Source organism: Nostocoides sp. (genome assembly GCF_035343835.1).
Lineage (GTDB): Bacteria > Actinomycetota > Actinomycetes > Actinomycetales > Dermatophilaceae > Nostocoides_A > Nostocoides_A vanveenii.
Map to the genome: position 1 here is coordinate 1 of NZ_DAOQZV010000265.1, position 4,079 is coordinate 4,079.

A 4,079-nucleotide genomic window follows, 5' to 3' on the forward strand; every position below is an offset into this window, starting at 1 on the left:
GGCCGCGTCCACGGCCCCGAGGACCGCGGGCAGGGCGGCCCGGGCGGCGGCGCCGGTCGCGGCATACTGCTCGCGAAGCAGCCCGTCCGCCTTGAGCGACCACGGGAGCAGTTCGCTGTCCAGGACGACCCAGTCGCTGTCCAGTTCATCCCAGAGCCCGGATCGGTCTGCGGCGCAGCGCAAGCGGTCGAGGAAGCGCTCGGTCGTCGCGGCGTCGAAGAAGGCACGGCCGGTGCGGGTGTAGACCGCCCCCGTGCCCGCCGAGGCCGCCGGGAAGCGCCGGCGCGCCGCGTCCTCGCCACGGCACAGGACGACGACCGCGCGGCTGCCCATGTGCTTCTCCTCCGCGATCACCGACTCGACACCGGCCTGGTCGTAGGCCGCCCAGGCCTGATCGGGATGCTCCAGATAGTCGCCACCCGGCATGGTCGGCGCCGGCGCCATCGTGGACGGCAGATAGGGCAGCCAGCCCGGCTCGGTGGCGAAGCGGCTCATGACCTCCAGGGCGCCGGCGGCATTCTCGGGCCGCACCGTGACCCGCCCCAGGACGCTGGTCTCGACCAGCCGATTGTGCACGACATCGGCGATATCGAGACCGGAGCCGTGGACCGAATCCGACGCTCCTGGCGCAGCAGCGCTCTCGGCGGTGGCGAAGGGGCGCGCGGGCTCGTACCACACCCGCTGGGCAGGGATCTGGACGCTCTCCTTCTCCGGATAGCGCAAGGCTGAGAGCCGGCCACCGAAGACGCAACCGGTGTCGAGGCAGAGGGTGTTGTTGACCCATTCCAGGGTGGGAGTGGGTGTGTGCCCGTACAGCACCATGGCCGCGCCCCGGTAGTCGGCCGCCCACGGATACCGCACCGGCAGACCGAACTCGTCGGTCTCGCCGGTGGTGTCGCCGTAGAGCGCGAAGGCGCGGACCCGCCCGCTCGCCCGGTTGTGATAGCTCTCCTTCAGGCCGGCGTGGGCGACGACGAGCCGTCCCTCGTCGAGCACCTGGTGCGAGACCAGGCCGCGCGCCCACTCCCGGACGGCGGCCCGGAACTCCGCCGGCTCCGCGGCGAGCTGGGCGAGGGTGGTCTCCAGGCCGTGACTGACGGTGACCTTCTGGCCGTCGAGGGCCCGGATGAGCTTGTTCTCGTGATTGCCCGGTACGGCGAGGGCGTGCCCGGCGGCCGTCATCCCCATCGCCAGCCGCAGGACGCCGGGCGAGTCCGGGCCGCGGTCGACGAGGTCACCGAGGAAGATCACGGTCCGGCCCTGCGGGTGCGCGGCGTCGACCGGGCGCCCCTGCGGGTCGCGGATCACGGCGTAGCCGAGGGCATCGAGCAGGCTGAGCAACTCCGGCAGGCAGCCGTGGACGTCACCGATGACATCGAAGGGCCCGTGCAGATCGCGCCGGTCGGTCAACAGCGGCACCCGCTCGATGACGGCCGCGTCCACCTCCTCCACCCCGCGCAGGATGTGGACGGCCCGGAAACCCTCGCGGGCCAGGCCTTTGAGCCCGCGACGCAAGTCGCCGGCCTGGCGATGGATGACCCGGTCTCCGAAATCGCGGTCGGACCGGCTCCGGTTGCGTTCGCGGGCAACGGATTCCGGGATGTCCAGGACGATCGCCACGGGTAGCAGATCGTGGTCGCGGGCCAGGCGCACCAGGCCCTTGCGGGCGGCCGCGGTGACATTGGTGGCGTCGATGACGGTGAGCAGGCCGCGGGTCAGGCGGACGCCGGCGATGTGATCGAGCAAGGTGAAGGCGTCGGCGCTCGCCGCCTGGTCGTTGACGTCATTGCTGACCACGCCCCGGCAGAAGTCGCTGGAGACCACTTCGAAGGGGCCGAAATGCCGGGCCGCGAAGCTGCTCTTGCCGGAGCAACTGACCCCGACGAGCACGACCAGGCTGGGGTCGGGAAGCCGCAGGACCGTCATGGCGCCTCCCGCCGGAAGAGCGCAAGCTGGGTCGGCGACCCGAGTTGCGGATCGTCCGCGCCGACCGGGCGGAACTCGACGGCATACCCATGCCGCTCGGCGAGCGGTAGCGCCCAGGACCGGAACTCGGCGCGGGTCCACTCGAAGCGATGGTCCGGGTGGCGCATGGCGCCGGGGGGCAGGCCGGCATACCGCGGGTTGTACTCCCGGTTCGGGGTGGTGACGATGACCGCCCCCGGCCGGGCCTGGCCGAAGACGGCGATCTCCAGCGCCGCGAGGCGCGGCGGGTCGATGTGCTCGACCACCTCCATCAGGACGATCGCGTCGTATGCCGTGAGGCGGGTGTCGCGGTAGGTGGCCGACGTCTGGAGCAGCGTCAGCCGCTCGCGAGTGCGGTCGGGCAGTTGGTCCAGTCGTAGCCGGCGCTCCGCGCCGGCCAGGGCACGGGCCGACACATCGGCGCCGACGATCTCGTGGAAAGTGTTGTCGGCCAATAATTCTCGCAAGAGGGCACCCTCGCCGCATCCGAGGTCGACGACGCGGTGCGCGCCGACATCGTGCAGGGCGGCAAGCACCGCGTCCATACGCTGCCGGCGCAAGGGCTGGGCCGGCTCGCTGCCCTCGCCGGGCGGTGGCGGCGCCACGTCCGTCGAGTCGTCCAAGGTGGCGAGCCGGGTGAGGGCGTCCGCGACATAGTCGCGGCGATGGGCGAGATAGCGTCGCGTGATCCATTCGCGCTCGGGATGGTTCGCCAGCCACGCACCACCGCGGCGCAGGAGTTTGTCGGCCTCGCTGGCGTCGACCCAGTAGTGCTTCTCGCCGTCCAGCACCGGGATCAGCACGTAGAGCTGGGTCAGGGCGTCGGCCAGCCGCGCTGTCCCGGTCAAGGTCAGGTCGACCAGGCGCGCGTCGCCCCAGGCGGGTTGGGTGGGATCGAGCGGGATCTGCGCTGCCGCCACCGACCAGCCCAGCGGCTCGAAGAGCGCACGGACGCGACCCGGATCGCCATCGCAAGGCAGTGCGGGCAGGTGGATCGTCAGCGGCAGGGGCGTGGCGGCGAGGTCCTCGTGGCCCGCGCAGCTGCCGCGCATCGCGGAGCCGAAGACCCGGCCGAGGGCGACGGCGAGAAGGGAGCCCGCGGCATACGTCCGGTCGTTGACATAGGCGGCCAATGGGCCGTGCTCGCCGAAGCGGCGGCTGCGCACGATGTCAACGGGGTCGATCTCCAGGACGAGCGCGACGGTGCAGCGGGTGTCGCTGGCCTCGGGATAGACGACGTGCGCCCGGCCCACGGGCAGGTCGAAGACCTGGTGCCGGCCGGGATGCTTGTGCAGCAGATAGCCCAGATCGCTCGCGGCGGGCGCGGTCGACGTCAGGCTCAGGAACACTGCTCCATCCTGCCGCCCTCGCCGCGTGCCGTCGCGGGAGTTTTCGCCGCGATACGGCCGACCAGTTCCGCGAGGTCCTGCCGGTAGCGCTCGACATTGGCCAGCTTGATCGCTTCGTAGCCGCGGACCTGGCCGGGCAGTTCGGCGAGCCGGGTGACGTCCGCGAGCGTGTCGTGGCTGAGGTGGGCCGTCGCGGCGGCCACCGCACGGACATACTCATCGGGGAGTTCGCGCTCGATGCGGCGAACGGCACTGTGCCCGAAGGGATCCAGCCGAGTGCCGCGCAGGCGCTTCATGGCGGCCAGGCCGCGCAGGGCCGGGATCGACTTCTCGCCGAGGGCGATCTTGGAGTCCATGCCCAGGGCCCGCAGGACCGGGGGATGCAGCCGGAAGGCGAAGGCGGCGTCCGGGCCGAACTGCGCCCGGATGCCTTCCGCCACCGCGGGATCGACGCTCAGGCGCGCGACTTCGTATTCGTCCTTGTAGGCCATGAGCTTGTGCAGATTGCGTGCAAAGGCGCTCGTCAGCCCGGCTGCCGCGGCGCCACCCACCGCGTCCGCGCGCCGGTGCACCTCGGCGATATGACGCAGATACGTGCGGGCATACCGTTCGTCCTGGTAGCCGATCAGGTCGTCGGCCAACCGGGTGATCAGCGGGCTCAGGTCCGGATGGTCCGCGAGTCCGGCTCGCCGCACGAGCGCCTGCGCGGCCTCGCTCGGTCGGGCAGCGGCTGCCGCGTCGGCGGGGCCGGCGACAGCGAGCACG

At 71.8% G+C, this 4,079-nt stretch carries 3 protein-coding genes; all 3 read right to left on the bottom strand.

The window, feature by feature from the left end; genetic code table 11:
- On the bottom strand, positions 1-1,926 hold a 1,926-nt coding region (locus PKH97_RS14460), incomplete at its 3' end, for a polynucleotide kinase-phosphatase (protein ID WP_324388262.1).
- Positions 1,923-3,314, bottom strand: a complete 1,392-nt coding sequence (locus PKH97_RS14465; RefSeq protein ID WP_324388263.1) for a 3' terminal RNA ribose 2'-O-methyltransferase Hen1 — start codon at positions 3,312-3,314, stop codon at positions 1,923-1,925. The genes PKH97_RS14460 and PKH97_RS14465, both read right to left, overlap by 4 nt.
- Positions 3,305-4,079, bottom strand: a 775-nt coding sequence (locus PKH97_RS14470) for a DUF6537 domain-containing protein (protein WP_324388265.1), incomplete at its 5' end; no start/stop codon positions are given. The genes PKH97_RS14470 and PKH97_RS14465, both read right to left, overlap by 10 nt.